General features: G+C 42.2%; 34 protein-coding genes. 18 read left to right on the forward strand and 16 right to left on the reverse strand.

Annotation, left to right across the window (positions count from 1 at the left end):
* Positions 1-71 precede the first annotated feature (71 nt).
* Both ACMXYU_RS06095 and ACMXYU_RS06100 read left to right on the forward strand, forming a co-directional pair.
* Positions 72-929 (forward strand): TraB/GumN family protein, encoded by an 858-nt coding sequence (locus ACMXYU_RS06095; protein ID WP_415900709.1) that lies wholly within the window; start codon positions 72-74, stop codon positions 927-929.
* A gap of 10 nt (positions 930-939) precedes the next feature.
* Complete coding sequence (locus tag ACMXYU_RS06100) at positions 940-1,476, forward strand: hypothetical protein (RefSeq protein ID WP_415900710.1); 537 nt, start codon at positions 940-942, stop codon at positions 1,474-1,476.
* Between the two features lie 140 nt (positions 1,477-1,616).
* Here the strand turns inward: ACMXYU_RS06100 and ACMXYU_RS06105 are convergent, their stop codons facing one another.
* The 7 genes from ACMXYU_RS06105 to ACMXYU_RS06135 form a co-directional block, all read right to left on the reverse strand.
* Positions 1,617-2,255 (reverse strand): helix-turn-helix domain-containing protein, encoded by a 639-nt coding sequence (locus ACMXYU_RS06105; protein WP_415893952.1) that lies wholly within the window; start codon positions 2,253-2,255, stop codon positions 1,617-1,619.
* Between the two features lie 163 nt (positions 2,256-2,418).
* Complete coding sequence (locus tag ACMXYU_RS06110) at positions 2,419-2,742, reverse strand: hypothetical protein (RefSeq protein WP_415900711.1); 324 nt, start codon at positions 2,740-2,742, stop codon at positions 2,419-2,421.
* A gap of 98 nt (positions 2,743-2,840) precedes the next feature.
* Entirely contained in the window at positions 2,841-3,299 is a 459-nt protein-coding gene (locus tag ACMXYU_RS06115; protein ID WP_415900713.1) for a DUF3106 domain-containing protein, read from the reverse strand.
* Positions 3,286-3,474, reverse strand: coding sequence for a hypothetical protein (locus ACMXYU_RS06120; RefSeq protein ID WP_415900714.1), 189 nt, complete (start codon positions 3,472-3,474; stop codon positions 3,286-3,288). Before ACMXYU_RS06120 ends, ACMXYU_RS06115 begins: the two co-directional genes overlap by 14 nt.
* A 7-nt stretch (positions 3,475-3,481) precedes the next feature.
* Positions 3,482-3,862: a DUF3619 family protein gene (locus tag ACMXYU_RS06125; protein WP_415900715.1), complete on the reverse strand. Its 381-nt coding sequence runs from the start codon at positions 3,860-3,862 to the stop codon at positions 3,482-3,484.
* On the reverse strand, positions 3,855-4,406 hold the full coding sequence (locus ACMXYU_RS06130; protein ID WP_415900716.1) for an RNA polymerase sigma factor: 552 nt from the start codon (positions 4,404-4,406) through the stop codon (positions 3,855-3,857). The genes ACMXYU_RS06125 and ACMXYU_RS06130 overlap by 8 nt, the downstream gene beginning before the upstream one ends.
* 38 nt (positions 4,407-4,444) lie before the next feature.
* The gene (locus ACMXYU_RS06135) at positions 4,445-5,497 is read right to left on the reverse strand and encodes a M48 family metalloprotease (RefSeq protein WP_415900717.1); all 1,053 of its coding nucleotides are present in this window, start codon (positions 5,495-5,497) and stop codon (positions 4,445-4,447) included.
* 127 nt (positions 5,498-5,624) lie between these two features.
* On the opposite strand from ACMXYU_RS06135, the gene ACMXYU_RS06140 reads away from it, so the two are divergent.
* From ACMXYU_RS06140 to ACMXYU_RS06155, 4 genes are read left to right on the forward strand one after another with little or no spacing between them, the layout of a single operon-like run.
* On the forward strand, positions 5,625-6,134 hold the full coding sequence (locus ACMXYU_RS06140; RefSeq protein WP_415900718.1) for a DUF2878 domain-containing protein: 510 nt from the start codon (positions 5,625-5,627) through the stop codon (positions 6,132-6,134).
* Positions 6,115-6,666 carry a chalcone isomerase family protein gene (locus ACMXYU_RS06145; RefSeq protein WP_415900719.1) on the forward strand — a complete coding sequence of 184 codons (552 nt, stop codon included), beginning with the start codon at positions 6,115-6,117 and terminating at the stop codon, positions 6,664-6,666. Before ACMXYU_RS06140 ends, ACMXYU_RS06145 begins: the two co-directional genes overlap by 20 nt.
* Positions 6,667-6,699: 33 nt before the next feature.
* On the forward strand, positions 6,700-7,479 hold the full coding sequence (locus tag ACMXYU_RS06150) for an SDR family NAD(P)-dependent oxidoreductase (RefSeq protein WP_415900720.1): 780 nt from the start codon (positions 6,700-6,702) through the stop codon (positions 7,477-7,479).
* 25 nt (positions 7,480-7,504) lie between these two features.
* On the forward strand, positions 7,505-7,924 hold the full coding sequence (locus tag ACMXYU_RS06155; protein WP_415900721.1) for a nuclear transport factor 2 family protein: 420 nt from the start codon (positions 7,505-7,507) through the stop codon (positions 7,922-7,924).
* Between the two features lie 67 nt (positions 7,925-7,991).
* Here the strand turns inward: ACMXYU_RS06155 and ACMXYU_RS06160 are convergent, their stop codons facing one another.
* The 3 genes from ACMXYU_RS06160 to ACMXYU_RS06170 are packed head-to-tail and all read right to left on the reverse strand — an operon-like array spanning position 7,992 to position 11,392.
* Complete coding sequence (locus tag ACMXYU_RS06160; RefSeq protein WP_415900722.1) at positions 7,992-9,224, reverse strand: class I SAM-dependent methyltransferase; 1,233 nt, start codon at positions 9,222-9,224, stop codon at positions 7,992-7,994.
* Positions 9,211-10,023, reverse strand: coding sequence for a DUF1365 domain-containing protein (locus tag ACMXYU_RS06165; RefSeq protein WP_415900723.1), 813 nt, complete (start codon positions 10,021-10,023; stop codon positions 9,211-9,213). Before ACMXYU_RS06165 ends, ACMXYU_RS06160 begins: the two co-directional genes overlap by 14 nt.
* On the reverse strand, positions 10,016-11,392 hold the full coding sequence (locus ACMXYU_RS06170) for an NAD(P)/FAD-dependent oxidoreductase (RefSeq protein WP_415900724.1): 1,377 nt from the start codon (positions 11,390-11,392) through the stop codon (positions 10,016-10,018). Before ACMXYU_RS06170 ends, ACMXYU_RS06165 begins: the two co-directional genes overlap by 8 nt.
* 189 nt (positions 11,393-11,581) lie before the next feature.
* Here ACMXYU_RS06170 and ACMXYU_RS06175 point away from each other — a divergent pair, with 189 nt between their 5' ends.
* The 5 genes from ACMXYU_RS06175 to ACMXYU_RS06195 are packed head-to-tail and all read left to right on the forward strand — an operon-like array spanning position 11,582 to position 15,535.
* Positions 11,582-12,178: a sigma-70 family RNA polymerase sigma factor gene (locus ACMXYU_RS06175; RefSeq protein WP_415900725.1), complete on the forward strand. Its 597-nt coding sequence runs from the start codon at positions 11,582-11,584 to the stop codon at positions 12,176-12,178.
* The gene (locus ACMXYU_RS06180) at positions 12,175-12,837 is read left to right on the forward strand and encodes a ChrR family anti-sigma-E factor (RefSeq protein WP_415900726.1); all 663 of its coding nucleotides are present in this window, start codon (positions 12,175-12,177) and stop codon (positions 12,835-12,837) included. Before ACMXYU_RS06175 ends, ACMXYU_RS06180 begins: the two co-directional genes overlap by 4 nt.
* A 35-nt stretch (positions 12,838-12,872) precedes the next feature.
* Positions 12,873-13,838 (forward strand): YbgA family protein, encoded by a 966-nt coding sequence (locus ACMXYU_RS06185; RefSeq protein ID WP_415900727.1) that lies wholly within the window; start codon positions 12,873-12,875, stop codon positions 13,836-13,838.
* A 44-nt stretch (positions 13,839-13,882) separates the two neighbouring features.
* Positions 13,883-15,286, forward strand: coding sequence for a cryptochrome/photolyase family protein (locus ACMXYU_RS06190; protein WP_415900728.1), 1,404 nt, complete (start codon positions 13,883-13,885; stop codon positions 15,284-15,286).
* Positions 15,287-15,298: 12 nt separating this feature from the next.
* The gene (locus tag ACMXYU_RS06195; RefSeq protein WP_415900729.1) at positions 15,299-15,535 is read left to right on the forward strand and encodes a TIGR02450 family Trp-rich protein; all 237 of its coding nucleotides are present in this window, start codon (positions 15,299-15,301) and stop codon (positions 15,533-15,535) included.
* An 85-nt stretch (positions 15,536-15,620) separates the two neighbouring features.
* Here ACMXYU_RS06195 and ACMXYU_RS06200 read toward each other — a convergent pair whose 3' ends face one another.
* Positions 15,621-16,592 (reverse strand): permease, encoded by a 972-nt coding sequence (locus ACMXYU_RS06200; protein ID WP_415900730.1) that lies wholly within the window; start codon positions 16,590-16,592, stop codon positions 15,621-15,623.
* A 115-nt stretch (positions 16,593-16,707) separates the two neighbouring features.
* Between ACMXYU_RS06200 and ACMXYU_RS06205 the strand changes: the two genes are divergently transcribed.
* Positions 16,708-17,001, forward strand: coding sequence for an ArsR/SmtB family transcription factor (locus ACMXYU_RS06205; protein WP_415893967.1), 294 nt, complete (start codon positions 16,708-16,710; stop codon positions 16,999-17,001).
* A 73-nt stretch (positions 17,002-17,074) separates the two neighbouring features.
* Here the strand turns inward: ACMXYU_RS06205 and folE are convergent, their stop codons facing one another.
* Complete coding sequence (gene folE / locus ACMXYU_RS06210) at positions 17,075-17,713, reverse strand: GTP cyclohydrolase I FolE (protein ID WP_415888540.1); 639 nt, start codon at positions 17,711-17,713, stop codon at positions 17,075-17,077.
* Between the two features lie 127 nt (positions 17,714-17,840).
* Between folE and ACMXYU_RS06215 the strand changes: the two genes are divergently transcribed.
* The gene (locus ACMXYU_RS06215; protein WP_415900731.1) at positions 17,841-18,308 is read left to right on the forward strand and encodes a DUF3833 family protein; all 468 of its coding nucleotides are present in this window, start codon (positions 17,841-17,843) and stop codon (positions 18,306-18,308) included.
* A gap of 14 nt (positions 18,309-18,322) precedes the next feature.
* Here the strand turns inward: ACMXYU_RS06215 and ACMXYU_RS06220 are convergent, their stop codons facing one another.
* Together ACMXYU_RS06220 and ACMXYU_RS06225 are read right to left on the reverse strand one after the other, a co-directional pair.
* Entirely contained in the window at positions 18,323-19,315 is a 993-nt protein-coding gene (locus ACMXYU_RS06220; protein WP_415900732.1) for an NAD(P)/FAD-dependent oxidoreductase, read from the reverse strand.
* A 212-nt stretch (positions 19,316-19,527) separates the two neighbouring features.
* The gene (locus ACMXYU_RS06225) at positions 19,528-20,016 is read right to left on the reverse strand and encodes a hypothetical protein (protein WP_415900733.1); all 489 of its coding nucleotides are present in this window, start codon (positions 20,014-20,016) and stop codon (positions 19,528-19,530) included.
* 378 nt (positions 20,017-20,394) lie between these two features.
* Here ACMXYU_RS06225 and soxY point away from each other — a divergent pair, with 378 nt between their 5' ends.
* From soxY to ACMXYU_RS06245, 4 genes are all read left to right on the forward strand, one after another.
* Complete coding sequence (gene soxY / locus ACMXYU_RS06230; RefSeq protein ID WP_415900734.1) at positions 20,395-20,850, forward strand: thiosulfate oxidation carrier protein SoxY; 456 nt, start codon at positions 20,395-20,397, stop codon at positions 20,848-20,850.
* Positions 20,851-20,881: 31 nt separating this feature from the next.
* Positions 20,882-21,199 carry a thiosulfate oxidation carrier complex protein SoxZ gene (soxZ, locus tag ACMXYU_RS06235; protein WP_415900735.1) on the forward strand — a complete coding sequence of 106 codons (318 nt, stop codon included), beginning with the start codon at positions 20,882-20,884 and terminating at the stop codon, positions 21,197-21,199.
* A 126-nt stretch (positions 21,200-21,325) separates the two neighbouring features.
* Positions 21,326-22,042: a hypothetical protein gene (locus tag ACMXYU_RS06240; RefSeq protein WP_415900736.1), complete on the forward strand. Its 717-nt coding sequence runs from the start codon at positions 21,326-21,328 to the stop codon at positions 22,040-22,042.
* A 10-nt stretch (positions 22,043-22,052) separates the two neighbouring features.
* Positions 22,053-22,580, forward strand: a complete 528-nt coding sequence (locus ACMXYU_RS06245; RefSeq protein WP_415900737.1) for an elongation factor P hydroxylase — start codon at positions 22,053-22,055, stop codon at positions 22,578-22,580.
* Between the two features lie 46 nt (positions 22,581-22,626).
* Here ACMXYU_RS06245 and ACMXYU_RS06250 read toward each other — a convergent pair whose 3' ends face one another.
* Complete coding sequence (locus ACMXYU_RS06250) at positions 22,627-22,974, reverse strand: hypothetical protein (RefSeq protein ID WP_415900738.1); 348 nt, start codon at positions 22,972-22,974, stop codon at positions 22,627-22,629.
* A gap of 154 nt (positions 22,975-23,128) precedes the next feature.
* Here ACMXYU_RS06250 and ACMXYU_RS06255 point away from each other — a divergent pair, with 154 nt between their 5' ends.
* Positions 23,129-23,770, forward strand: coding sequence for a peroxiredoxin family protein (locus ACMXYU_RS06255; protein WP_415900739.1), 642 nt, complete (start codon positions 23,129-23,131; stop codon positions 23,768-23,770).
* Between the two features lie 70 nt (positions 23,771-23,840).
* Here ACMXYU_RS06255 and ACMXYU_RS06260 read toward each other — a convergent pair whose 3' ends face one another.
* Positions 23,841-26,528 (reverse strand): EAL domain-containing protein, encoded by a 2,688-nt coding sequence (locus ACMXYU_RS06260; RefSeq protein ID WP_415900740.1) that lies wholly within the window; start codon positions 26,526-26,528, stop codon positions 23,841-23,843.
* Positions 26,529-26,721 lie beyond the last annotated feature (193 nt).

A 26,721-nucleotide genomic window follows, 5' to 3' on the forward strand; every position in this document is an offset into this window, starting at 1 on the left:
TTTGATTTGAAGCTAAAGTGTATGTAATTAGCAGTGAGTTAATTCCTAAGTAGAATAGTGGGGAGTATAAAATGAAAAGATTTATTTTAGGTTTCTTAGTGTTTCTCTTTAGTTTTTCTGTTTTAGCCCAAACCTCCCTTTGGAAAGTGACAAAAACAGGGGAAGAGATCTACCTTGCAGGGACCATTCATGTCTTAGCACCTTCCGACCTACCGTTTCCAAAAGCGTTTGATCAGGCCTATAACGCCTCAGATATAGTTGTTTTAGAGACCGAAATGTCAGAGATTCTCGATCCAAATTTTCAGGTGAGACTGATGGTCCATTTTTCATATAGTGATGGCCGCTTATTAACGCAGATGATCTCCCCAGAGCTTTATCAGGAGCTCCAGCAGTTTCTGCGTGATCGTGGTCTTATTCCACACATATTTATCGGTATGAAGCCAGCAGGCGTTATGTTAACGATGCTTGGAATCGAGTTTCAGCGATTAGGTATTTCTGAAGATGGTGCTGATACTGTTTACTATCAGAAAGCTATTAAGGATGGTAAGGAGGCCCTTGGTCTTGAATCGATCGAAGACCATATTGGTTTTATAGCAGAGCTGGGTGAGGGAAACGAGGAGCGTTATCTGAAGCAGACGCTTGAGGATATGAAAGAGACCGAGAGTATGATGCGAGAGATGGTTCTCTATTGGAAATCTGGAGATACGGAAGGCCTTGAAAAGATTGTCGTAGAGCAGATGAAGAGCGATTATCCGAAGGTGTATCAATCCCTATTGGTTGATAGAAATAAGCGTTGGTTGCCTCAGATTAAATCGATGCTTACAACGCCTGAGATTGAATTTGTATTGGTAGGAGCTGCTCACCTGATTGGCCCAGATGGCATTCTGAAAGAGCTCAAACAGCAAGGTTATTCTGTAGAACAGATGTAAGGACAAAATTATGCTAGGAACACGCATTATTCTACTTTCAATGAGTGGTGTCCCAGGATTAGAGGGAAACGCCCCAGAAGCAGAGATGATTTGCGCTGCTAACCATGACATCCCTCTTTTTTGGCTTCTACCTTTCGCTTGTGAGGATCTGCAATATTTTGAAGTCGCTGCGGAAAACGATGGCATCCTCAGTCACAGTGGAAACGCCAAATATCCAGTTTTAGTAGCTGAGCGAGCACAGCTCTTAGAGCGTCTTGAGCAACGTTGTACATTACTAAAACCATTTATCTCTGCTGGGGATACAGAATTATTGCAACGTTGGATTCAGTTTATCTCAGAGCTTTTAACGCCTGTCATTGCAATGGATACCTATGAGTTATGGTGTAACTCAGGACAGCAGGAACAGTTAGCGGATAATATCCTAGCCAAACTATCTGTGTTCGATGGCATTAGCAGCGAAAATGCGTCAAATACTCTAGAAGAGTTAAAGAAGAGAGGTATTTGGCAAGAGGGCAATAAAATTGCCTTAGCTGGATTTGGTTGGTAGTTCAGATCAAAAAAAACCGTCACATCTAAATGTTTGCAAGCAAACGTCATGGTGTGACGGTGTTCAGGAAGGTTATTCTCAGTATAACTTAGTTTATGAATTTTGCAGTTTTACTGAATTTAGATTCCGATGGAGTAACTTTAAGCTGTTACCCAAACAACTTCTGCGTCTTCTTCACTGGTGGAGACTAATGCATGGCCCATCTCGCAATCGTAATAGGCTGAATCTCCAGGGAATAGTTCGAGAGGTTCGTAAAATTCTGTGTAGAGTAGAAGCGAGCCTCTCAAAACAAACAGGAACTCTTCACCATCATGTCTAACCCAATCAGTATATTCATCGAAATCACGAGCCCTAACTGTTGTGCGATAAGGGATCATCTTTTTGGTACTCAGCTGAGTTGCTAGTAATTCGTGCTCATAGGTAGGAGTCGGGTGGGGTACACCTTCGCCTCCACGAGTAATATCTCGACGACCACCCGCGCCGGCACCGCGCTTAGGTTGGGAGAACAGTTGAGGAATATCGATACCCAAGCCTTTAACTAATTTGTTGACGGCACTGAAGGTTGGAGATATCTGCTCGTTTTCGATTTTAGAAAGTGTTGAGCGGGCAAGACCTGTGAGTTTACTCGCTTCTTCCAGAGTCAGATTTTGGCTTAAACGGATCTCTTTGACACGTTTACCCAACTGCAGAGGTTCTAGTGTAGCTTCTGTTTGACCGTTGCTCCGTTGTAGGCCTAGTTTTTCTTTCTCTTCCTTTAGGAAAAATGGCTCGTCAGACATGCATACAACCCCGAATCTCACTCTGTTTTTAATTATCTTTGAGCACAAATATAGTGCTATTTAGACAGTATACATGGTTGATAAGGGGTTCTCTAATAGGCGAAAGGGTGATCCATATATTTCAGCCGCGTTAGGCGCGGCTGAGATGAATGAAAGGGGTAGGTTAGTGATTTTGATTGTAGCGATCACCTCTTTTATCCAATTTGGCATCAATACGGCTACCTTTCTTATCTAACCGTGCATCGATGCGGTCACCTTTGCGATCCAGCTTAGCAGCTAATTTGTCTTTCCCTTGTGCGGATGCGCGCTCAGAACGGCGGTCTAACTTATCGTTAATTCGATCACCTTTTCTATCAAGTCGATCTTCAATGCGGTCGCCTTTAGCATCTAAACGAGCTTCTACACGATCTCCTTTATCTTCTGCATGCGCTAGGCCGGTAAAAGCTAAAGTCGTGATCATTAAAGTTTGAGCGATAATGTTTTTCATAAGTGTCCCCTAACGTTTTTGTGTTTGTTACTAACTACAACGGGGTAGGTGGAAAACGGTTGACAAAAAAAACGGCAGAATTTCTGCCGATTTAAGTTTTATTTGTCTGTGTTTGACTTTAACTTCTCTCTAAAGGCTTTGCGCTGCTCGGGTGTGAGTTCTTGCCAGCGTTGCCTTAATGCTTGTCGTTTTTCTTTGGGCATCTGCCTAAATTCTTTGTATTTACCCTTTAGCTTCTTCTTCTGTTCAGGGCTTAGTTTATTCCAACGTTTGTACTGTTTCTTTAGTTGTTCTTTTTGTTCTGGCGACATGGATTGCCAACGCTTAAAGCGTTTTTGAGCTCGCTCTCGCTGTTGCGGCGTCATGTTCTTGAACCGTTCTGCGCCTTTAAGTAATTTTTGCTGACGCTCTTCTGGTAATTGACTCCATTTTTCAGAGAGGGGAGCTAAAAATTTCTGTTGTTCATCCGTTAAACTATCCCATTGGGTTACTGCAGCGCTGAGGTAAGTGGATGATAGGCACCATGTGATTAGGAAAAGTGATTTAATTAGTTTCATTAGAATCCTCCTCCGTAGATCTATCTTCAATTTGCTCTAGTTCATTGGTTGAGTCGTCGCTCAATTCAAGAGCGGGTTTAATCCAGATTTCATTTTCTTCTTGGCCTAGAAATTCTAAAAAACTCATACTCGGTGCTGTTTCTTCTGCGCTGAGTAAGCTGCTATAGATCAACATTATTGAACTAACCCTGCTCAGCTTGGAGCGAAAGCCAGTTGATAAACTCAAGCTCTTCATAGAGATCTAAATCCTCTTCTGCACTCAGCAGATCTAGTGTTTCTAACGAAAGTAAATTGTTTTGCACTAATTCTTGGGTATCGTCATTAATAGGTAGCCATAAGGTTAAAAGTAAAAGCGCAGCCATCGCTATGCCTGTTGGAAACATATTGTTTTGGAGCGAATGAACCCATAATTGCGTAGGTTCAGACGAGCTTTCTTTTTGCTCTAGCGATTGTTTTCGGGCTTGGGCTAAACGATGTGTAATCTCAGGTGATTGATCGTTTACCTGTTTATCTAGTGCTTTTTTGCAAGCATCTACAAATGCTTTGTCGTTAGGGTCACTCATGGTCGGGACCTATAAAATTGTGTGCTGCTAACTTCTGTTTTAGACGTGCAGTTGCTCTAGAAAGATGTGTTTTTATACTGCCTTCACTACATGCCATTGCTTCGGCTGTTTCTTTCACACTCATGCCTTCCCAAATCCGGAGCAGAAAGGTCTGTTGCTGTCTTTGGGGTAACGCTTCTAATTCATGAAGCAACGCATCACCAAATCGCTCATGCTGTAAGAATTCTTCAGGCAACAGGGCGGAAGGATCAACAAACTCTTCTTCAATAACCTCACTATCTTCTTCATTTGCCCGGAAGCTAATCCAAGAGAAAATCCTATTCGTTAGCGTTTTTCGACGATGAAAGTCATTAATTCTGTTCTGTAGCATGCGGTGAAAAAGTGGTTTCCAGTCAGCCTCTGGTTTATCGCTATAGGTATGAACAAATTTGAGCATTACATCTTGGACTATATCCAATGCATCCTGATCACAGCCAGTAGCAATCCTAGCTATCTGGAACGCGCGACGTTCTATCTGAATTAGAAAGTGTTCGATTAGTTGCACAGTTAAACGTCTCGTATCACCTAAATCCTTGCTCCTAATTACTGTAACGTTGTAGCTGAAGTTTGGTTGACAGAACTCGTGAGATTTTTTAATCGAGTAATCTCTTTACGGATCAGAATAGAGCGTTCGACTGTGGTTGGGTGAGAGATCTCTTTTCCTTTGGTGATCGTCGAAGGGTGAACTGCTGCCATTTTTTGCCAGAATAGATCCAACCCTTCAATTTCAAATCCTGCTTTGTGCATCAGTTGTAAGCCAATGAGATCAGCTTCGATCTCATATTGCTGAGTATATAAATTTGCGCCTAGTCCCGTTGCGATTAAAGGCGAGGGTATACCGCTCGCGAGTAAAGCTGTATCTAGCAATAAGCCAAGTGAGCTATTTTTGATCCGTTGCGGGATATGGTGCTGAGTATTGTGTGCCATCTCATGTGCGATAATTAGGGCAAGCTCATTATCATCCTGCGCAAAGCGCATCAGTCCCTGAGTAATGACAATAGTGCTGCCATCAGCGTAGCCATTAATGGCATCACTAGGGCTTAAAATGACTGGGTAATTACAAAGTAACTCCGGCTTCATAGAGAGAGTAATCAGGTCTTCATCGCGTTCAACGGTCAGTTCTACAACGGTCTGATCTTTTAGGTTGTTGCTTAGATGTTTGATCGATTTAGCTGTACCTTTTGGAAAAGGTTGTTTGTTGATGGAAATTAGTTTGTCGCCTACTTTCAGCTTTTGATGTGCGGGCCCGTTACTTAATACCTGTAAAACATTAGGTTGTTCGTTAAGTGAATAGATGGTTTTAGTAACGGCTTTCTTCGGTTTTTTATAGTCGTCTAGGCTATGGATGAATATACCTAAGCTCGGTTTTGTTCTTTTTCCGCAGGCTTCTATATTCTTGGTCAATAAAGGGCGAGCGACTTCAGCGAGCCGGGTTTGCTGTTGCAGCTGATAGCGAAACGCTTTCTCTAATTGGATCGATTGTTCTTGCTTAATTTCATCTTTGGAAGGGGTTTGGGTCGTCAGTGATGGCGAGGAACATCCCAAAATTATGAGCGTAGGTAAAATTAAGCTGATATATCGCTTCCAGTGTCGCATCTTTTTAAATCCATGTTTTTCATCCTTATAGCAGTGATTTTAGGCGCAAATCAAGTAAGTGGATTATGAGCCTATGATCTATTGAGAGTTGTGGCTCGTATCTCTAGAAAGGGTATAGGTGATAGAGATGAGCGAACGGTTCTGGGTTAATGCGATCGGCTTTCAACTTGTTTGGTGGCTGAGTATTTTGTATGGGAATGATGCGGTCATCATTGTCAGCTTTATCATTTGCCTTCATCTGATTTTTCATTCAGATCCCGCTCTAGAAACCTGTATTGTCTTTTCGTTAGCTGCCCTCGGCTTTGTTGTTGATTCAGTTTTAACCCTCTACGGGGTGTTTGAATTCGACAATTCTTCTTTTCCTCCTCTTTGGTTACTTCTTCTTTGGATGGGGTTTGTTGCCACTCTCAGGCACAGTTTGGCGTTCTTTAATAATCGCTTGTTGCTATCAGCGCTGGTGGGAGCAATAGGAGGTAGCAGTACCTACATTGCAGCAGCGAAACTTGGAGCAGTATCCCTTGGCTTCTCAATGGCCTCTTCTTTTCTGCTTTTGGCAGCGATCTGGTTGCTACTTTTCCCATTCCTTATGTATTTCAGTCATCGTTTAGGGGCTCGATATGTTCGTTCAGACGTGTAATTTTATTCGTTATATATCGATTTGTTTGTTATTGCTCATGCAGAGTGCATTTGCCCTTGTGCAAGCCCAAGCCCAAGCCCAAGCCCAAGCAGAGCCCAATATAGAAAATTGGAAAGAGGTGGGAAGAGCTGAGTTATCAGTCCTTTGGTTTGATGTTTATGACGCGGTTTTTTATACGCCAAATGGTGTTTTTCAGGGTTTTAGTTCGCCTCTCCAACTGAGTTTGGATTACAAACGTGATATCAGTCGGGATGATCTCTTGTCAGAAACAGATAAACAATTTGCACGTTTTCAGGTGGCAAAAGATACGAGATCAATATGGCTAACTCGGTTGGAGAATATATGGCCTGATATTAAGGAGGGCGACCAACTTATTTTCCAAATCAATACCACTGGAAAGGCTGATTTTTTCCATAATAAGCTTTGGATTGGTGGTATCGAGGATATGCAATTTTCTGAAGCCTTTATCCAAATATGGCTTTCAGATCAGGGAGAATACCCTGAACTCGCAAGAAAACTAAAAGGCCAGTAATGATAAATCTATTTATTTCTTAGGACGGTGGATATGTTGAACCAAGAACTACCCTGGAGATCCGCTTGGTTAACGGGAGCAGGCAGTGGTATAGGTGAGTCATTGGCGCTTTTGTTGTCAGAGAATGGCGTGGATGTATTTATCTCAGGCAGGACTCTTTCCACATTAGACAATGTAAAGCATAAAGCTGAACAATTGGGTTATCCCGGTAAGATTATTCCATTAGAAATGGATACCACCCAACCAGATCAAATTGAACGAACTCTTCAACAGTTTGATAATGCTTTTCCTGAGTTAGTTGTATTAAACGCCGGCACGCATGATCCGTTTCCCGTCGAGGAGTTTAGCGCTAGCAGGGCTAAAGCTTTACTCGATGTTAATTTACAAGGCACCCTCAATTGCTTGGAGCCAGTTATAGAAAGGGCGTTGAGCTCCAACTCGGGGCAAATTGCCGTGATGGCATCAGTCGCCGGCTATAGAGGTTTGCCTACAGCTGCTGTATACGGTGCGAGTAAGGCTGCATTAATTCATTTATGCGAAGCATTACAATTGGATTTGAAAGGCACTCAAGTAAAATTACAGGTGATTAACCCTGGGTTTGTTAGAACTCCGCTTACAGATAAGAATGACTTTGAAATGCCGTTCTTATTAGAACCTGAGGATGCTGCACAACGTATCTTAGATGGCTTAATCAAAGACCAATTTGAAATTACATTTCCTAAACGTTTCAGTTACATTCTAAAATTTCTAAGCATCATTCCGTATCGTTGGTATTTTGCTTTGGTTAGCAAAGCGCTGCTTAAAAACAGATAAATATAATCAGTCAGGATCAGGATTCATGGATCGTTGGATAACGGAATATGTATCAACTTTAGAAGGGTTAAACAGAGATAACCTTGCATCACTTTTAGAGAAAACACGTGATGATTTTGACTTTAAGGACCCTTTTAATCACACCTATACCCGAGATGATTTTGTCGCCATCTTAGATGATATGTACTCCAAGTTAGATCAGGTTGTTTTCAAAGTCGATCAAGTGATGGTTGATGAAAATCAAGCCATGATTTATTGGAATTACCGCGCTACAAGTAGACTTACAGGAGATATAAATTTCGCCGGCACTAGCCTTATAAAAGCCGATCAGCATGGAAAAGTTTTTTTCCACCATGACTATTGGGATGGGTCAGAGTTACTGGTTAAAGTACCGGTGATAGGTAAAGTGGTTAAATTCTTGAGAGGAAAATTTAGCCATCAATAAAAAGCCCTTTGTATTCATTTAAATGAATGACATAGGGCTTTTATGAATAGTCTATGAAACTCTTAGATTATTTCTCTTCATCATGGCAGATGACGTACAGACCAACATCAATAGATCCGTGTTCAAAACCGCCTTCACAGTACGCTAGGTAATAGCGCCATAAACGATAAAAGGTTTCATCAAAGCCTTGATGATTAATCTCTCCCCAAGACTTTTCAAAATCACGATGCCATTCGCGTAGTGTTCGAGCATAATCTTTACCAAATAATTGTTTAGTTTTTAAGGTAAAGCCATGCTCAGCAAACTTCTCTCGAAGTCGTTTATCACTCGGCAGCATGCCACCAGGGAAAACATAACGTTGAATAAAATCTGCTTGTTTACGATAGCTATTAAAACGTTCGTCATCGATTGTGATGATCTGAAGGACAGCATTACCACCCGGTTTAAGTACACGCTTTAGGGTTTCAAAATAAGTGTCCCAATGTTTCTCGCCAACCGCCTCAAACATCTCAATAGAAACCACCGCGTCATACTGCTGCTGGAGGTCACGGTAATCCGTTAAACTGAGATGAACTTTATCTTCTTGTTTAGCTTCTGCAATCTGGTTCTTCGCCCACTTAAGCTGTTCTTTCGAAAGCGTGATGCCATGTACGCGTAAGTTGTTTTCTTGGCTAGCTTTTCTAGCAAACCCGCCCCAACCACAACCAATTTCAACGACGTGTTCACCTTCTTTAGCGTCTAAAAGCTCAATGATCCTGCCGTATTTATTTTGTTGAGCATCGAACAAAGATTCATCTTGGGATTTATATAAAGCAGCTGAGTAAGTCATGCTTTCATCGAGCCAAGGTTGGTAGAAATCATTACCTAGATCATAATGGGCTGCGATGTTTTTCTTACTACCTGAACGGCTATTATCTCGACGCCAGTGGTAAAGGTTGTGCAAAGAGCAGATTAGAAATCCAGCCTGTGAAAGGTCACTCAGTGAGTCTTCATGAGCAAGGCCCCACTGCATCAACGCAGTCAGATCTTTGCTATCCCAATCACCTGCCAAGTAACTTTCTGACCAGCCATTAATGCCGCCGAAGAATAAACGAACTAACGGACGGAAGTTATTCAGCTTTACCTCAGCTATAGGGAAGGCATGGCCGATTTTTTTGGTGTAGCCGCTAGGTAAAGTGAGGTTTAAAGTTCCAATCGATTGATTTAGCTTGGCAGTAAGGTATTTGAGAAGTTTTTTCTCAAACCAAGTTGGCTGAGGCGAGCTAGATGTTAACTCGTTGGATGATTCATAAACTTTCATAATGCGTTACTCCATGCTTATCTTGCCAGCTAATGCTGTGACTGACCTTTTTATCACGAGGTTGAATGGTCAGTTTTTTTCGCCAAAGCTTAAGTGCTTCCCAGTGAATCGCGCCTACCACTTTTAGAGTCATCAACGGATATTGGAAGAACATTTTCAATAGTTTACGGTCATTTAAGGGAATCCGATCACCTTTAAATGAAGCATAAAATACGGTGGAGTGTTCTTCTTGAGTTGGTGTTTGTTCTACTTGTTTAATACCGATTGATACATGTTGGTCAGGTGGAGTAATACTGAATTGATAAGCGGTTTCCATTGGCATAAAAGGGCTTACGTACATTAACTTATCGCAGCCATGTCGAATCACTTTGTCTCTGCCTTGTGATTCGATGAGATAGGTATGCCTAGAGCCGAAGGTGTTACTGACTTCATAAAGAATGACCTCAACCTCATCCTCTTTGTTGTAACAAAAATAAACGCTGAGGGGATTGAAGGTGAAGCCTAATATTCTTGGATAACAAAGTAGTTCAATGCGTTCAGTTGCAGAGCTGTGCCCTCTGTCGATTAGATGCTGTCTAATTTCAGCGGCAAGGTTTCCTTTGCTGGTACCGTGATCCCGTTCTTTGAATGAGAATAGATTGAATCGGTTAATCGAAAAAAATCGAAATTTGTCTAGCTGATCCAATTCATCTAAGTCGACTTTCAAGGAAAAGACGCTGTACACAAATCGATGATCTGTAGGCTTCACGCGATGATGCATCACTTTTCCTTGGTAGAGTGACGATCGCAAATTAGCCATGACTTTCAGCTCGTTCAATGGTGTTGTCTTCCTTGCGTATTTTACTCTCATGAACATGTATTCGGCTGTTTTTGTCTTGCACCACCCAAGGGCGAGGAATGCCACCGAGCTCTTCGGCAACAGCTAGTCCTGCTTGCAAACCATCTTCGTGGAAACCGTAACCAAAATAGGCTCCACAGAACCAAGTTCTTTGTTTGCCTTGTAATGACCATAGTTCTTTTTGAGATTGAAGTGACTCTTTGCCGAAGGCTGGGTGGTCATAAAAGAAGCTACGGATAATAGACCCTTGTTCCGGTTCCTTTAGCGGGTTTAAGGATACGAAAATAGGTGTATCTGTATTTAGCGGCTGCAACTGATTCATCCAGTAGGTCACGGATACATCTTGAGATTTATCCCTGATACCTTCGGAAAGGTAGTTCCAACTCGACCAAACCTTTTCTCGTTTTGGCATCAGCGAAGCATCTAGATGAAGGTAAGCTTTGTTTCTCTGATAAGGAAAGTTCTGCAATAACCTTTTTTCTTCATCTGTTGGGGATTCAAGCAATGCTAAGGCTTGATCAGAATGGCAGGCTAAAACAACATCATCATACTGTTCTCGTTTGCCGTGGTGGTCTTCTATAAACACGCAGTTATCAGAACGAATAATTTTATGGATACGGCTGTTGATTCTGATATTGCCACCTAAGGTTTCGGCAACTTTATTTACATAGTTTTTACTACCTCCAATAACCGTTCGCCATTGTGGGCGATTACTCAGTTGAACCAGACCATGGTTCCGACAAAAACGCATAAAGCAACTCGCTGGGTAGTTAAGCATCTGCTCAACTGGAGTAGACCAAATCGCCGCGCCCATTGGTAATAGATGATCGTATATGAAGTGTTTGCTGTAGCCCTCTTGAGTAAGGAGGTCACCTAAGGTCATTTCATCTAAATTATGTTGCTGTGATAAAGCTTCCGAATTACGGTAGAAGTGCATCACTTCTCTGATCATCTTCCAAAAGGAAGGTTTGAAAACATTGCTCTTCTGAGCAAGCAAACCAGATAAACCTGTACCAGAATATTCTAATTGGCCTTGATTGATTGAAACGGCAAATGACATGTCAGTTTCGCAGGTCTTAACATCTAGCGTTTTGAAAAACTCAACTAGGTTAGGGTAGTTCACGGGGTTGAATACAATAAAGCCCGTATCAACATCGATAGATTGGTTCTTATGTTCAAATGAGACGGTATTTGAGTGGCCGCCCAAACGGTCATCTTTTTCGTAGAGGGTGACGTAGTGGACTTTGTTGAGAAGCCATGCACAACTTAATCCGGAGATGCCGGAACCAACAATCGCAATCTTTTTGGGGCGCATGGCTGAAATTTTCATCTATCTAGTCCGTTGTTACTGAATATGTGTTTTATAGTTAGGTTTGTACAGGTTTAATTGTTATCTGCAGTAACTAATACGCACACATAATGTATTGAGATCACTAGGTTTAGTTATTAAATGCAAAAAAATTGTATTTAAGAATACATAAAGGTGATCCGGTTCATGCGAGTACACGTAAGGAGTCATATGGAAAACAAACCGCCAGGTGAAGACGTGGAAAAAGTTGTTGCTATGCCGCAGCCGGAAACTACTCAAGATTGGAGTAGTTTATTAATGTCGCTCGGTGAAACCAAAGACAAAGCTCTGTTTGTGCAACTGTTCAAACATTTCGCTCCTAAGATTAAGGCCTACATTATTCGATTAGGTTTGGTAGAGAGTACCGCTGAAGAGTTGATGCAGGAGACTATGGCCTCAGTATGGCGCAAAGCGCACATGTATCAAAAATCGAAAGCGGCAGCCAGTACTTGGATTTTTACCTTAGCTCGAAATCAAAGTATCGACTGGATGCGTAAGCAGAAATATCCGGAATATTCTCTAGATGAGTGGCATGAAGAAGCCGATGATTCACAAGATACTTGTGCTGATATGGTTCTGTCTTCTCGCATGCAAGCTTCCATAGATAAACTTCCAGAGCTTCAGGCTCAGGCAATTTATATGTCTTTTTATGAAGGTCGTTCTCACTCTGAAATTGCAGATCGTTTGGGGATACCTCTTGGCAGTGTTAAATCCAGAATTCGATTAGCTTCAGAAAAATTAAGAGTAATGTGGAGGGATGATGTATGAACATTAAACATCACCTAGATGAAGCCACCCTAGTTAGTTATGCGGCTGGCTCAATGTCTCAATCAATGGCTTTGGTTGCAGCTTGCCATCTCTCTATGTGCCCTGAGTGCCGTGAACGTGCTCAAAAGTCCGAAGCGATAGGCGGCATGCTTCTAGAAAGCCTTGAGCCAGCAACTATTGATGATTCATCCCTTAACCAAGTATTGGCTATGCTGGATGACGAGGATATCGGCGTAGAATTCACCCGTAGTAAGCCTGTTAAATCGGTTGATTCTGATGTGCCAGCACCTCTTGCTGATTACATTGGCGACAAGCTTGAGAACATCGAGTGGAAACGCATTGTTCCTGGTGTCTACTATCATGATTTACCTTGTAAAAGCGAACGAGGTGGTGTCTCACGATTACTACGTATAGCACCGGGTAAATCGATGCTGGCACATACGCATGATGGCAATGAGCTGACCTTAGTATTAAAAGGTTCTTTCAGCGATGAAATGGGGCGCTTTACCGCCGGAGATATTGCGGACCTTGATAGCGAAATTGAGCACCAGCCTCTTGTGGATAGTGATGAAGATTGCATTTGCCTGATTGCGACTGACGCACCACTTAAATTCAGTACATTGTTAGGCAAATTGGTTCAGCCTATTACTGGCTTCTAAATAGATTATTTCGGCTTAGCGTTGAGGGATAAACAATGAACACAGCAACTTTGAATGAATTGATCCCGGTTGGTGTAAGTGCTTGTTTATTAGGGCACAAGGTAAGATATGATGGAGGCCATAAGCGGTCCAAATATTGTCTTAATGTCCTTAGTGAGTGTTTTGAGTTCAAGCCTTTCTGCCCTGAGGTTTCGATTGGATTGAGTACTCCTCGAGAGCCTATCAGGTTGGTGGGTGATGCTGAATCTCCGCGTGTTCTCGGCACGAAAGATCCCTCTTTGGATGTGACAGAGCCGCTTAAGGCTTATGCTGCTGAGGTAAGTGCGAACAACCAAGACCTTTGTGGCTACATTCTTATGCAAGGTTCACCCAGCTGTGGGATGGAGCGGGTAAAGGTGTACCACGAAAATGGTATGCCAAATGTGGCCGGAAGTGGTGCTTACGCTGATGAATTTATGAAGCGTAACCCTGCACTGCCTGTGGAAGAAGAGGGTCGTTTAAATGATCCTGTACTGCGAGAAAATTTCATTACTCGAGTATTCGTCTATTTCAGTTGGCAAAAAGAGGTCATGTCGGCCCCATCGCTACATGAAGTGATTCAGTTCCATAGCCGACATAAATATCAGTTAATGGCTCACAGCTACGAAGGTTATAAGCTTTTAGGTAAATATCTTGCTACAGAAGCTTCTCAGGTGCCTTTGGAAGAGGTACTTGATACCTATATTCTTGAGCTAATGACCCATCTAAAAAAACGCGCGAGTCGAAAAACTCATACCAATGCTTTGATGCATATTATGGGTTACCTCAAAAGAGATATTGATACCGAAACCAAGCAAGATCTTCTTGAAGCGATAGAGCAGTATCGCAAGGAAGAGGTTAATTTGGTTGTACCTCTTGCGCTGCTAAAACATTACCTGAAGCGTTATGGTAGTGAATACATCCAGACCCAAGCGTACTTAGATCCATACCCTCATGAATTGGGCTTAAGAAATTATATTTGAGGAATGATTCAAAAATTGATCTATAGTGATAAGGCGAAAACAATATGAAGTTAGTTTGGTTTCGCAACGATTTAAGGACAGGAGACCATCACGCCCTTTATCATGCTTGTAAACAAAGTAATGGTGAGGGCGTTCTAGCTGTTGCAGCGATCACAACGAAACAGTGGTTACTACAGGACGAATCCAAAGCAAAGATTCAGTTCTACTTAGCCAACCTTTCTAAGCTGAGTGATCAACTCAAAGCTCTGAATATCCCCCTTGTTATTGTTAGAGCACCCACCAATAAAGAGCTTCCTGCTGTTTTACTGAATTTAGCAAAACGGCACGGTGTATCAGAACTATTTTTCAATCGTGAGTATCCCGAATTCGAACAAAAGCGCGATGCTGCGGTTATGGAAAGTTTTGTGACGAAGGGTATTCCGGCACAAGCCTTCGACAGCGATCTTATATTTTCCCCGGGTTCTATCCTTACTCAGCAAGGGATGCCTTTTAAAGTTTTTACCCCTTTTAGTCGTGCTTGGCGTAGAAAGTTCTCAGTAGAGTGGGTTGAGGCTCTGCCAGAACCAAAACAACAGAAAAAACTTGAGATAAAGCCTTCTGAACTACCTACAGAAGTAGGTTACTGTTTGGAGTTAGGTGCTGATTGGCAAGAATCTAGCTGGCCTGCAGGAAGTGAGGCAGCACATAAATGCTTGTATCAGTTTATCCATTCAAAGCTAGCGCCTTATCCTGATCATAGAGATATTCCTGGCATTACGGGGACATCTTCTTTATCGCCGTATTTAGCTCAAGGTGTTATTTCCACACGGCAATGCTTAAACGCCATACAGACCTATTCTGAAGATCCAGATTGGTTAGAAAATCAATGGGTGACAGAACTGATTTGGAGAGAGTTTTACCGCCATTTAATTGTGCAGTTTCCAGAGATGAATCGTTGGTTTCCCTTCAAACCTGAAATAGAAAGCAAATTGGACTGGTCATTCGATCAATATTTGTTTGAAGCTTGGTGTCGGGGGGAAACAGGCTACGCCATTGTTGATGCCGGTATGAAGCAATTGAATCAAACGGGTTGGATGCACAACCGAGTTCGCATGATAACGGCTTCCTTTCTAACCAAAATATTGCGTCAAGATTGGCGTCTAGGTGCGCGTTACTTTATGCAGCATCTGATTGATGGGGACTTTGCTTCAAACTTAGGTGGTTGGCAATGGAGTGCTTCGGTTGGAGCTGATGCTGCACCGTATTTCCGTATCTTTAACCCTATGCGACAGGCTGAACGCTTCGACAAAGAGGGTAAGTATATAGCTCAGTGGTTGCCAGATTTGGAAGGATACAACGCTATTCAACAGCATGATCCGCTAATCAGTATGGGCTGTAATAGGCCTCAGCCTATAGTGGATTATGCGCAAGAGCGACGTTTTAGCTTAGATGCTTATAACGCTAAGTAGAGGTCATTCTGAATGGCTTTTTCACCTAAAAGAAATCAAATAAATCCCAATAAATTGCTGTTGTCTAAATGGACAGCTACTGAACCTATCAATAAACGAAAACACTTTATCATAATTGAATTGCTGCGTGATCCAGATACCGAAGAGGTTACAGGTTGTATGATTGAAGCAGTGATCGATAAATATAAAATGCAGATCGATTGGAAAGATCTAAAAAATGCCGAGGTTTGGCGATTGGGCTGGAAATAGCTTTATTTCCTGATGGGCTTATTAGGTGAGTGGGGAGCAGATAATCATGTTTCCAAACATGAATTATCTGCTTAAACCTATGCTATTAGCCGATGACTGTGTTGAGTGTGAAACCGCTGATTACGGCTATTGAGAAGATTACAGCTAAAAATGCGATCATCAGTGGCCAGTAAAATAATCGTCTCAGCAGTATCATTTCAGGAAGGCTTGCGCCGCCGCTACCAATCACTAAAGCGATGATCGCGCCTAAACTAACACCTTTAGCGGCAAACGAACCGATCAATGGCAGCAGCGCGGTCACTCTTATATAAAGTGGAATACCGATCAAAGCAGCCGTTGGGATTGCTACTGGATTATCGGCATTAGCCACTTCGGCAAAAAAATCATCCGGTATAAATCCATGTACAAAGGCGCCGATTAACATTGCGACAATCATGTATGGGAACATGGTTCGAAAGAGTGACCATGATTCTGCCCAGGCTTTTTTCCAGATAGTTGGTTCCTGTTGAATTCTCTCATTACAGCACTCTGTTTTTGGTGAAGGTGAGCAACTTGAGCCACAGATAGGTTTTGCCTCAAGCATATCGGGTTTGATATGACGTTCGAATCCAAAATACTGCAATAAAACCCCAGCAATAATCGAAGCACTTAAAGCCAGAGCTGCGTACCACAGGGTTACTTCTAGTCCCAGCACAGGAATAAACAACGCTATTACGATTGGGTTCAGAAGGGGCGATGTAAATAAGAACGTCATGGTTGGGCCGAAACCCGCTTTGGCTTTCAATAAACCAATCAGCATAGGTATGGTTGAGCAGCTACAAAAGGGTGTAACAGCACCAAGTCCTGCGGCAGTTAAGTAGCCACGACCATTTCTTCCACCCAGCAGTTGTTGAATTCGTTCGGTTGGCAGTTTTTGATTAATTAAAGCCACACAGTAACTAATCACGATAAATAGGAGCGTCAATTCCAAGAACAGCTGCAGAAACATTTCCAAGCTGGTGGTTAGCATTGATGCGAGTTCAGGGTCTGAAGCATATTTCTCTATATAGCTAAGCATAAATCTATCCTTTTTATTCTATATTTCTAGAATCATGGAAATATAGTCTAGCTCTAACTTTGTTTTGTCAATATATTTCCATTACTATGGAAATATATTGTTGATGGGTTAGGTTATGGAAATTGAATTAGCGGCTAAGCGGTTAGCTGAATTAGGTCATACAACTCGGCTAGAAATCTTTCGTTATCTAGTCCGGGGAGGTAGACAGGGTGTTCCTGTTGGAGAGATTCAATCTGAATTAGGTATTCCGGGGTCGACCTTATCTCATCATATTTCTAGATTGGTTGCTGTGGGATTGGTGTTACAGCAAAGAGAGGGCAGAACACTCTACTGTGTTCCTCAATACCAAGAGTTGGATGGGCTGATCGATTTTCTGAAAGATGAGTGCTGTATCAACGAGAACAAATAGTTTTTAGGTGTTTAAAGCGTCTTATCACCAGACGCTCTAATAGATCTTACCAAATGGCCAATCGGCCTTGTTTTTAAGTTAAAAACTCTGCGCGTGTACGTGCATTAGATTTGAATATTCCACCTAATGCAGTCGTTTCTGTCTGAGAGTTAACATCCATTACACCGCGAGATTTAACGCAGTAGTGCGTGGCGTTGATTGATACAGCAACGTTGTCCGTTTCTAATAGGGTCTGAAGTGCAATAAGGATCTGTTTAGTTAGACGTTCTTGCACTTGCGGGCGCTGACTAAAGAAGCGTACAAGACGGTTAATTTTAGACAAACCTATGATTTTATCCTTAGGGATATAAGCCACTTTAGCTGTGCCATCGATGGTAACAAAATGGTGTTCACAAGAGCTAAGAACACTGATGTCCTTAACTTTCACCATCTCTTCTAGATCCATCTTATTTTCAATCATCGACATATCAGGGAAGTTTTCATAATCTAGCCCAGAAAACACCTCGTAGACGTACATTTTAGCCACGCGATGAGGCGTTTCTGTAAGGCTGTCATCTTCTAGGTTTAACCCTAGCGTCCCAACAACTTCAGTCATTAAGCTCTTTATGCGCTCATACTTTTGCTCCTGTGAAAGGCCGTTATCAATTGTTGGTGTTTCTAGGCCTTTTTCGATCAATTGATCGCGTACAGCAGCTGCTTCAGCAGAGATCATGTTTTATTCCTTACTGATATTAGAGGGGTGCATTATACATGGTTGATCGCTTTTTAGATCAGTTATGATCTGAGCTATCGGTTTTTACGTAATGCTTCAGTAAATAGAGAAACAAAATTTTACTGTAATGAATAAAACTGATTGGCCTGATGAACTTAATCTCTTTGAATATTTCCGCGGCGAAACAATGGCCTATGGGTTATTTGAGGATCGCTTTGGCAATATTCGTCGATTATTTACCGTAGCGATAAAAGGTACAGTGTTGGATGATCAGCTCACATTAGAAGAAGATTTTTTTTACGAAGATGGAGAGTTTGAAAACCGTACTTGGGTTATAAAGCGTGGTCAAAATGCGGTTTACAGTGGAACGGCAGGGGATGTTTTAGGTCGAGCTGAAGGCAAGCAAAGTAAAGCACGTTTTGCCTGGCGTTATGACATGTTGTTAAATGTCAGTGGTCGACAGCATAAAGTAAAATTTGATGACTGGATGTTTTTAATGCCAAACAATGTCCTACTTAACAGGGCAGTAGTCAAAAAGTTTGGCATTAAGTTGGGAACGGTTTTTATCAGCTTTTCGAAAGATACGAAGATCTAGTGACGCGAAGTCAGTTACCTAGATTTGAAGCATGATATAAGCTCTGCTGACAGTTTGTTCGCACTGACCCATGCTCCCTCTAAATCCCCTCCTAGTAGCCAATCACCACAAGCGCCAATATGCGTTGTCTCATCCCAAAGCATGCCATGCTCTGTTTTTGGGTGACGAGAATACAACCACCGATGACAGCGTCTTACTCCTATAACGTTAGCCTCTGGTTTTATAGACAGAAACGCTTGGGTGAGAAGAATTTCTATCTCCTCTTTGGGAAGGTTGATATGTTCTTGGCTCCATTCGGTCTTTGCTTCGATCGACCATATTGCAGAGCCGTTTACACTATTACGTCCAGGTTTAGCGCTTTCTTTGATACAACGATACAAAATAGGGTGATGCTCTGTTATTAGTTGTTCAGGTTGATCTGGTGAGTCTGTTGTTTCAAGCAATGCCACCCAACTGGCTGAAGGAGTAATGGCTTTAGCGGTATTTGAAAAGCGAGGTACTGCTTCTAATAAAGTTGCTGCTTGTTGTGCCGGAGCTGTCACTATAGCGGCATCGAATACACCCAGAGATTCACCTTTTTCATCGCGAAGACGTACCTTTTTTTGGGAGCCGTCAAGTTCTGGCCAGATAAAGCCAACGCGAGTCGCAGGGTGAAAATTAGCGTGTGCCAGTAAGTGTCTGGTTAGGCTACTAAGGCGTGAGCTACCTGTGATTAGATTTGGTGATTGTTGTTTTTCACCGTCGAAACTTTTTGAAATTGGTGACCAAGTTTCTAAAACGCCACTTTCAGCTAACCAAGTAGAAAAGTCACTATTATTTGTTGAGATAAAGGGTGCGCCTAGATCGGCACTCATTTCATCTAATTTACAGCTGGAAAGACGACCACCCGTACCTCTGCTTTTCTCATAAACGCTTACATCAATGCCATTTGAAGTCAAAATGTCGGCAAGAGTTGTACCTGCTAGACCTGCACCAATAATGGCAACATGTGGTTTTGTTTCTGTCATAGTTGTTCGCCGGAATCATAAATAATGAATACCAGAAAACGCTTTAAAGGATTATCTCGAGGAGTAGGGTAGAGCTGAGATTAATATAGATGCTTATGAAAGCACTTGGAAAGCCAAACTTACTTCTCTCCGGTAACAAAGCGTTTACAGGTTGTAATTTAGCTTTGTTACGGCGAAATGAGAGGATTGGATCAGTAGATCAGAAATAGTGATCAGATTAGATCAGGGAAAGGGAAATCATCGCACATCACACGAGGGTGCTGTGTTACTGCAATCGCATGCTGAATGTTTGAGCCTTCTCGCATTGCATTAATAAGCAAGGTTAGAACGAAGGTGATTGAGTAGTATTCAACGTGTGCAGTTAGGAACGGCAGATTGATGTCATCGTGAGCTTGTTTGCTTAGACGAGCTGCTAACTGGGCTGCTTCGCTATCATCGAAACCTTCATCAAGGTTATGAATCAGTTCATAAATTTCGTTTGGAAGCTGTTCATATAGGTAGTTATCAATCTTAAGAATGGTCTTTACAAGCACCGCATGCTCTTTTGCTTCGCTTAGAAAAGGTAAACTAACCTTCTCATTTAAGCGTTCTGCTATTGCGATGTTTTCCTGCTGGGTAAGAAGTTTTCGAGCCGATTTTTTGGCAAAAAAATCTTTAACCAATACTTGGAATTGGTCTTCTGTCAGTGAAATATTTGCCATTGTTTTTCCTTACCTTGTTACTCGCTAAAAACCTTAATTGGATTTTAGGTTAGTTTTGGATGTGAGGATAGGGGGAAGTACTTAAAACTCGATCCTAATCAGTAAAATCTCGTTTATACCAATCGGATTGGTTGGGCTGCCTTCATTGATTATATCGTGGCTAGTCATATCAACATCAAAAGCTTGTTTCGGAGTCGAAAAGCTCTAGAGTCATTTGAACCTGCAATTGAAAGCTCAACGATCATAATTTTATGCAATAGATGTTTTATGTTCTTTCGAGCCATTTTACAACTCGATGAAATTGCGTAAGCTAAAGTGATAGTTCAGTTAAATGGTTTTAGAACTCGACAGAGTGATCGAAGCATTGAGGAAAATGAAATGGGCATAAATCGTCGATCAATGGTCAAAGTGCTTTCACTAGGTGGGGCGATGATCGGTGCGGGTGTTTTGATGCCTCGTATCGCATTAGCTACATGGAAAGCGGCAGCGTTTGAGGCGCAAGATCAAGATACCGCTATAAAAGAGCTTTTAGGCGGGACGCCTGAAGAAAGTGCTGATGTGATCCTGAAAACGCCTGATACGGCAGAAAATGGTGCGATTGTTCCGGTCACTGTACGTACAAGTATCGCCAATGTTGAATCGATCAGCATCTATGTCAAAGATAATCCAGCCCCTCTAGCAGTTGAGTTTAAAATCCCAGAAGGTACAGACGCTGATGTGTCTACTCGGGTTCGAATGGCTCAAAGCTCACGGATCACGGCCGTAGTAAAAGCTGAAGGTAAACTTTATAGCGCAGCGAAAGATGTAACCGTCACAGTCGGTGGTTGTGGTTAAGTATATCTGAGGAATCGTTGGGAGAGTTATTATGGCAACAGGTATTATTCGAGTTAAAACTAAGGTTTCTTCTGGTAAAACCAAAGTTAAAATGATGGCGAAACATGCCATGGAAAGTGGTTTTCGAAAAGACAGCAAAACGGGTGAATTTTTTCCTGCACTCTACCTCCAAGAGCTTCAGGTCGTTCATGCTAGCAAAGAGGTGTTTGCCGTAAACCTAGGACCGACGGTTTCTAGAAACCCATATTTTGTGTTTACGTTTGCAGGCGGAGCAAAAGGAGAAGAGCTTTCTTTTACTTGGGTCGAAAGCAGCGGGAAAACGGCAACAGAAGTAGTCAAAATAAAATAAAGCTCTTAATTAGTAGAAATACAGTTATATTTTTCTATCTAAATAGCGATTCCTTTCCAAAGCTTCCAACTGTCGAACAATGGGTTAAAATAGCGTCTTTCGATCTGCAAGGTCAGGAGAGACGCAGTGTCCTTTTCTAAAGTTTTTGTTTTTTGCTCGGTACTTATTCTTACCGCGTGTAACTCGGCGGGCGTTAAATCCCAATCCGACGTTGCCAATGCAAACAGTACAGGCCAACCGAGCGTTTCAACACCAGAGAAACCTGCACCCAAGCCAGCAACAAAACCTTCGCAGTCTTCAGAGCTTCAACCTGCGAGTCAGTTGGATATCATTGCTAACCGAATGACAGCGGTGCAAGACCATCTATTGCAGCTTAAATTTCAAACGGGTCAACTTCAGCAACAAAATAAAGAGTTGGCGCTTCAGCTTCAGGGCTTAGCGAGTGAAGTTCAAGCTATGGCTGTTGAGCCTGATACGACAGGTCAATCTGAGCCCGTATCGCCCGACGCATTTAATGGTGTGTTGGATCAAATCACTATGATGGCGAATGAGCTCAGTAGCCAAGTGCAGGATGGGGCATTCCGTATCGCATCAGCCTACACCTCAAAAGGGCAGTGGGTGTTAATTCGTTTCCACCGTTTCACGGGTGAAGCTTGGTTAGCCGATAAAGGCCAATGGCACTTACTTGAAGAGAGCGGAAGTACCGGCACAGCAGAATATGAAGTTGTGCTATTACGTGCTGATAATGATGTAAAAGGTTATGTCGCAGCAAGAATAAACCGTATTAGCGGTGATACTTGGTGGTTGAAACAAAATACTTGGCAGCCTTATATTAGTAATTAATAGGTTATAAGTGAAAGAACCGAATGTTGATGAGTTGATTACTCTTTTTAATCAGCTCTTTAAAACCTCCCTAAATACGATTCTTGTAAAAGGGGATGATGAACCAATCTACCTGCCTGCTGATCGAGATAACCAGCATCATCGGGTTATTTTTGCTCATGGTTTCTACGCGAGTGCGTTGCATGAAATCGCCCATTGGTGTGTTGCTGGTCCTGAGCGTCGAAAATTAGAAGATTTTGGTTATTGGTATAAACCTGATGGTCGCACTGCTGACGAACAGGCTGAATTTGAAAAAGTAGAAATTCGACCGCAAGCGTTTGAGTGGTTAATGTCTAAAGCTGCAGGGCACAAGTTTAACTTTAGTGCGGATAATCTATCTTCTGATATCGGGGCGAGTGAAAGTTTTAAAACCAATGTGCTTTCCACTGTTCATGAACTACTTGATCAGGGTTTACCTGAACGTGTGGGTATGTTGGTGGAAGCGTTAAGGCAACAAAGTGGCCGGCTACCTTTGGAGAAAGAAGAGTTCTCTATCTGATCTTTCCTTTTCTCTCTTATTCTCTTATAAAAAGTATGCTGGTTTATTAGTATGACCAGCTACCTTGCTCTTCTATCAGTATTTCTTCCGGTTCACGAATCACTTGCAGTAAACCAGATTCATAAACGCTGTAGGTGATATTACCGTTTTGAAAACGGTAACCAAGAAACCGACATGGGGTAATGCCATCAGCGCAAGTTTGATGCAGAGATCTACCTTTTAAGTGGATACTGTTTCCAGATCTCTTCGATGTGCCTGTATAAGAGATATCTTCACAACTAACTTCGCCTTCATCGCAATGCTTAGTTATAACAATTTTGTAGTTCTCTGTTTCAAGCATCTCGCCAAATGCAGTACTGGTTAGGAAGAATAGGGCGATCGCAACAATTCTCATAACACCACTCATTAATTTATCAGTTTCTAAACTATAGAAGCGACTCTTGGGTACAACACATTATAAAGATATTTAAGAAGATGGGCTTTGTTGGTTTTATGAACTAACGCGATGTGAGGGGGTCTATGAAGCTCACATAGAAGATGGGATTAATATGTCGTATCTAATCGAAAAGTTAATATCCACCCCGAGCAAACAAGAGTTAACGCGGCGCCAATGGCTTAAATCAGCCGCTTTGGCGACTGCAGGAATAGGTGCATTTGGACTTTTGTCTGGTCCATCCGTAGCTAAAGAAAATACTCGTGGCATCAAGGGACGAATAGCGCCTGAGTTGAATGTGAATCATTGGATCGATGGCCAAGGGAATAAGACTGAACCGTTTTCGATTTCCGAACATAGAGGCAAATGGATCTATTTGAAGTGCTTTCAGGAATGGTGCCCTTCTTGTCACTCTGTTGGCTTTCCAAATTTGCAGAAGCTGAAAGCTGCCTTCCCTGATGACGACAAAATTGTAGCGGCGGTTATCCAAACAACATTTGAAGGTCACTCTATCAATAGTGCTGGTGCTTTACGTAAGAATCAGCTGAAATATGGTCTGGAACTGCCTTTTGGTCATGATCCGGGTAACCCTAATCTACCTCGAACCGATCCAGGCCATTTCCCAAATACAATGGTTAATTATCGTACAGGTGGAACCCCCTGGGTTACGTTGATCGATCCGATCGGCGTGGTAGCCTTTGATGGTTTCCATATCGATATCGATCAACTGATAAGTTATTTAAAAGAACATGCTTAACATTTTGGTATCACTATCTGAATGAAGGAATACTGACGTTGTCAGTATTCCTAAGTGATTTAGCAAAGTGTTAAGCGGTTAACGTTTCGCAGGTTAAGTATTTTTCTAAATCTTCTTCATTTAGAGGTTTGCTGAAATAGTACCCTTGGTAATGTTTACAGCCCTGTTTCAACAATAATTGTTGTTGTTCTAATGTCTCTACGCCTTCAGCTATTACGGAATAGCCTAGCTCGTGGGTCATAGAGATTATATTACCGACAATAACCGCATCGTTAGGATCTGTAGTGATATCGTTGATAAAGCTTTTATCAATCTTTAATTCGTCTAGAGGCAGTAATCTCAAGTAGGTAAGGGAGGAATAGCCTGTCCCAAAATCATCCATAGATATTTTGACACCTAGCTCTTTTAACGAGTGCATTTTAGTAATGGCTGATTCAGTATCATCAATGATTACACCCTCTGTTATTTCTAGCATCAGTTCCTCGGGTTTTATCTGGAAACGATGAATACTGGCTTTCACATCGTTAACGAAGTTAGCTTGATTAAACTGTAGCGGGCTGACGTTAACAGCGATATAGCGAAGAGGCTTACCTTGGGTATACCACTTTTTCATTTGGCTACAAGCTTGTTCAATTACCCAATGACCTAGTGGGATGATTAAACCGCTTTCTTCTGCAATAGGTATAAATTCGTCAGGAGAGATAAAGCCTCGTTTAGGGTGGTTCCAGCGGAGCAGTGTTTCAACACTTTCGCATTCCCCCTCAGAATTTACCTGAGGCTGATATACCAAATTCAATTCGTTATGGGTAATTGCGTAGCGTAACTCTGCTTCTATTCGCAGACGCTCATCTGCTTTGGTTTGCATGTCTTTTTCGAAGAAGCAGTAATGGTGTCTACCGTTTGATTTAGCTTGATACATCGCTGTATCTGCTTGCTTCAGTAGTTCTTCAGCACCAAATTGAGCTTGATTGAAGAAGGTAATGCCTATGCTGGTGGTGATGTGGAAGTGGTTTGAATTCAGCTTGAACGGTACATCTAATGCCTCAATAATTTTGTTAGCAACAATTCGTGCGCGTTCATAAATCTGTTCTTGATTTAGACGGGGCAGAGTGACAATGACTACAAATTCATCACCACCCAAGCGGGCAATAGTGTCCTCTTTTCGTAAGCATTCAATGAGTCTGTTCCCAACCTGAATGAGAAGTTCATCTCCGATACTGTGACCTAATGAGTCATTCAGATGTTTGAAATGATCCAAATCCAAGAACATTACAGCGCCACTGCAACGCTGCCTTTCGGCACTAGCAAGGCGCTGGTTTAGGCGATCATAAAGTAACCGTCTATTGGGAAGGCCCGTCAAAGGATCAAAGAAGGCCAATTTTTTAATTTGAAATTGGCTTTCTAAAAGCTGTTCTGTTTTGCGGTTGAACCAATGGGTTAAAGCACCTAGCTCCCCTTTATCCGTAGTTTTTATTAATTGTTGCGAACGATGATTGTCTGATAAGCCTGCTTGTAGCTGTTGGGTAAGTTTAAATAGAGGCCATGTAAGATGGTAACGAAGTAGGGCCCACACCAATCCCATGGCTATTAGCACAATAAAAATTGTTGCCATAAGAAGTTGATTAAACAGTGTTTTGGCATCTTTCCGGGCTGAACTATTAGGCATCACTGTAACAATTTGCCAAGCGGTTTTAGGCATAGTGGTTACCGTGACAAATACAGCTTCGTTTAAAAAATAATCTTGCTCTATGAGCTCATGACTCCGTTGTGCTGTTAGAGTTTCTGGTCTGTTTAGTAAAGAGGCAATGATCGTAGCTTCGGGTAGGTCTATTTGGTAGCTGTCGTTTGCTAGCTCTGTGGCAAGGGTATTGATTTCAAAGCTATTTGGTGGAATTAAGGATCTGTTCTGCAAGCGAATTAATCTTGCAAAAGGCTCGAAGGTAATAAATTTTTCAGCGAGCTCTTCCATCGTGATGTACGGTAAAAGGCTTCCATTTTCCGAAGGCGTTTTGGATAAACGTGCGAGCTTGTCATCAGGGAACGCTAGAAATCTGCCGTTGTGGTCAAGTGCGAATGCATAACCGCCAAACTCCTGAGTGGCGTCATGCAGCAAACGTTGGAGCCCTTCTAGCTTGAGATCAACGGTAGTAGCGCCTAAGAACTTGTTATTGTTATAGAGAGGCGCTGTGACAGTAACCATAGGTTGTAGTGAATAGGGGTCTGTATAAGATTTTGACCAGTAACGTTGATTTTGACCTAAATGCTGAGCTGGTACGTACCATTCTTCATGGTGATAGCCGTTACCTTGAGGCTGATTGTAATCGTTATAAAAGCTCAATTTGCCGTTTTGATCTCGCCCCCAAAAGTGGCTATTTCGTTCAAGGTTTTTATTAAAAGTGTAAGGCTCTGGCCATGTTCCTCCGCCCGCGATTAGATGTTTGGAGCCTGCCCTATCGAGAAGGGAAAGCATTAAAGAGGCAAAACGTTCATCTTCGGCAGGGATCACTTTGGCGATATCAGCCATGGATATCACGATTGATTCTGCAATCGTGGTTCTCTGGTTGAGTTCAGAGACCACTTTATCTCCCGCCTTACTCAGTTTTAAGTAGGCTTGGTTTTCAATTAGGTGGTCACCAATAGCGCTTACTACAGCGATGATGGTCACCATAATTAGAAAAAAGATGGTCAGGAAAATTGCAGAAACGCGAAATTGCAGGCTGTGGTACCAATGGATATTGAAATCAGGTGTACTACGCATAGCTCAGCCTCCTGCTGATCTAACTCTTATCCTTAGAATGGCGGTGATCTCAAATATTAGGCCGTTCCAAGTTGCCTTGTGGACATACAGTCTGATTACAAAGTAGTACAGATATAACGCAGTTGCGAGAGAACGAGAAATTAATTTTGTATGGCTAGTAAGGAGGGGATTTGGGGAGAGGTTGCAGTTTGAA

The sequence above is a fragment of the Neptuniibacter sp. QD48_11 genome (genome assembly GCF_047778095.1).
Taxonomy (GTDB): Bacteria; Pseudomonadota; Gammaproteobacteria; order Pseudomonadales; family Balneatricaceae; genus Neptuniibacter.

Coding starts and splice junctions, on each gene's coding strand:
- ACMXYU_RS06220 (WP_415900732.1), bottom strand. CDS start 19,315: ATGACAGAAACAAAACCACATGTTGCCATTATTGGTGCAGGTCTAGCA.
- ACMXYU_RS06180 (WP_415900726.1), top strand. CDS start 12,175: ATGAACATTAAACATCACCTAGATGAAGCCACCCTAGTTAGTTATGCG.
- ACMXYU_RS06200 (WP_415900730.1), bottom strand. CDS start 16,592: ATGCTTAGCTATATAGAGAAATATGCTTCAGACCCTGAACTCGCATCA.
- ACMXYU_RS06145 (WP_415900719.1), top strand. CDS start 6,115: ATGTTCGTTCAGACGTGTAATTTTATTCGTTATATATCGATTTGTTTG.
- ACMXYU_RS06135 (WP_415900717.1), bottom strand. CDS start 5,497: ATGCGACACTGGAAGCGATATATCAGCTTAATTTTACCTACGCTCATA.
- ACMXYU_RS06195 (WP_415900729.1), top strand. CDS start 15,299: ATGGCTTTTTCACCTAAAAGAAATCAAATAAATCCCAATAAATTGCTG.
- ACMXYU_RS06155 (WP_415900721.1), top strand. CDS start 7,505: ATGGATCGTTGGATAACGGAATATGTATCAACTTTAGAAGGGTTAAAC.
- ACMXYU_RS06215 (WP_415900731.1), top strand. CDS start 17,841: ATGAATAAAACTGATTGGCCTGATGAACTTAATCTCTTTGAATATTTC.
- ACMXYU_RS06140 (WP_415900718.1), top strand. CDS start 5,625: ATGAGCGAACGGTTCTGGGTTAATGCGATCGGCTTTCAACTTGTTTGG.
- ACMXYU_RS06095 (WP_415900709.1), top strand. CDS start 72: ATGAAAAGATTTATTTTAGGTTTCTTAGTGTTTCTCTTTAGTTTTTCT.
- ACMXYU_RS06225 (WP_415900733.1), bottom strand. CDS start 20,016: ATGGCAAATATTTCACTGACAGAAGACCAATTCCAAGTATTGGTTAAA.
- ACMXYU_RS06175 (WP_415900725.1), top strand. CDS start 11,582: ATGGAAAACAAACCGCCAGGTGAAGACGTGGAAAAAGTTGTTGCTATG.
- ACMXYU_RS06250 (WP_415900738.1), bottom strand. CDS start 22,974: ATGAGAATTGTTGCGATCGCCCTATTCTTCCTAACCAGTACTGCATTT.
- ACMXYU_RS06125 (WP_415900715.1), bottom strand. CDS start 3,862: ATGAGTGACCCTAACGACAAAGCATTTGTAGATGCTTGCAAAAAAGCA.
- ACMXYU_RS06120 (WP_415900714.1), bottom strand. CDS start 3,474: ATGTTGATCTATAGCAGCTTACTCAGCGCAGAAGAAACAGCACCGAGT.
- ACMXYU_RS06100 (WP_415900710.1), top strand. CDS start 940: ATGCTAGGAACACGCATTATTCTACTTTCAATGAGTGGTGTCCCAGGA.
- ACMXYU_RS06185 (WP_415900727.1), top strand. CDS start 12,873: ATGAACACAGCAACTTTGAATGAATTGATCCCGGTTGGTGTAAGTGCT.
- ACMXYU_RS06255 (WP_415900739.1), top strand. CDS start 23,129: ATGTCGTATCTAATCGAAAAGTTAATATCCACCCCGAGCAAACAAGAG.
- ACMXYU_RS06105 (WP_415893952.1), bottom strand. CDS start 2,255: ATGTCTGACGAGCCATTTTTCCTAAAGGAAGAGAAAGAAAAACTAGGC.
- ACMXYU_RS06260 (WP_415900740.1), bottom strand. CDS start 26,528: ATGCGTAGTACACCTGATTTCAATATCCATTGGTACCACAGCCTGCAA.
- ACMXYU_RS06205 (WP_415893967.1), top strand. CDS start 16,708: ATGGAAATTGAATTAGCGGCTAAGCGGTTAGCTGAATTAGGTCATACA.
- ACMXYU_RS06115 (WP_415900713.1), bottom strand. CDS start 3,299: ATGAAACTAATTAAATCACTTTTCCTAATCACATGGTGCCTATCATCC.
- ACMXYU_RS06190 (WP_415900728.1), top strand. CDS start 13,883: ATGAAGTTAGTTTGGTTTCGCAACGATTTAAGGACAGGAGACCATCAC.
- ACMXYU_RS06160 (WP_415900722.1), bottom strand. CDS start 9,224: ATGAAAGTTTATGAATCATCCAACGAGTTAACATCTAGCTCGCCTCAG.
- ACMXYU_RS06110 (WP_415900711.1), bottom strand. CDS start 2,742: ATGAAAAACATTATCGCTCAAACTTTAATGATCACGACTTTAGCTTTT.
- folE (WP_415888540.1), bottom strand. CDS start 17,713: ATGATCTCTGCTGAAGCAGCTGCTGTACGCGATCAATTGATCGAAAAA.
- soxZ (WP_415900735.1), top strand. CDS start 20,882: ATGGCAACAGGTATTATTCGAGTTAAAACTAAGGTTTCTTCTGGTAAA.
- ACMXYU_RS06165 (WP_415900723.1), bottom strand. CDS start 10,023: ATGGCTAATTTGCGATCGTCACTCTACCAAGGAAAAGTGATGCATCAT.
- ACMXYU_RS06170 (WP_415900724.1), bottom strand. CDS start 11,392: ATGAAAATTTCAGCCATGCGCCCCAAAAAGATTGCGATTGTTGGTTCC.
- ACMXYU_RS06150 (WP_415900720.1), top strand. CDS start 6,700: ATGTTGAACCAAGAACTACCCTGGAGATCCGCTTGGTTAACGGGAGCA.
- soxY (WP_415900734.1), top strand. CDS start 20,395: ATGGGCATAAATCGTCGATCAATGGTCAAAGTGCTTTCACTAGGTGGG.